Origin of the sequence: Psychrobacter sp. 78a-MNA-CIBAN-0178, assembly GCF_040309625.1 — a bacterium.
Taxonomy (GTDB): Bacteria; Pseudomonadota; Gammaproteobacteria; order Pseudomonadales; family Moraxellaceae; genus Psychrobacter; species Psychrobacter okhotskensis.
In genome coordinates this window covers 1-392 of the sequence record NZ_JBEOOZ010000089.1, presented here as the reverse complement: position 1 = coordinate 392, position 392 = coordinate 1, and the positions used below count along the sequence as shown (strand labels likewise).

The following is a 392-nucleotide window of genomic DNA, read 5'->3' as shown; positions in this document are numbered from 1 at the left end:
GAGAAAGCAGATAAGCCAAATAAACGCAATGGGCATACTAAAAAGACCGTCCGCAGTGACACAGGCGATCTTGAGATCTCCACCCCAAGAGACCGTCATGGTGACTTTGAACCTACACTCGTGCGCAAGCATCAAACCCGTATCTCAGGTCTTGATGACAAGATCATATTCCTTTACGCCAAGGGTCAAACCACCACCGAGATTGTAGAGAGCATTAAAGAGCTCTACGATGTCGACATCTCAAGCTCTCTTGTCTCAAGAGTCACCGATAACATATTAGAGGACATCACCGCTTGGCAGAACAGGCCATTGAATAGTGTTTATCCTATCGTCTATTTGGACTGCATCGTCGTGAAGATACGTCAAGACAAGCAGATCATCAACAAAGCCAT

At 45.9% G+C, this 392-nt stretch carries 1 protein-coding gene; it reads left to right on the top strand.

Annotated elements, in window-relative coordinates:
* Nucleotides 1–392: transposase (locus AAEY80_RS14370; protein WP_350588533.1), on the top strand; the 392-nt coding region annotated here is incomplete at both ends.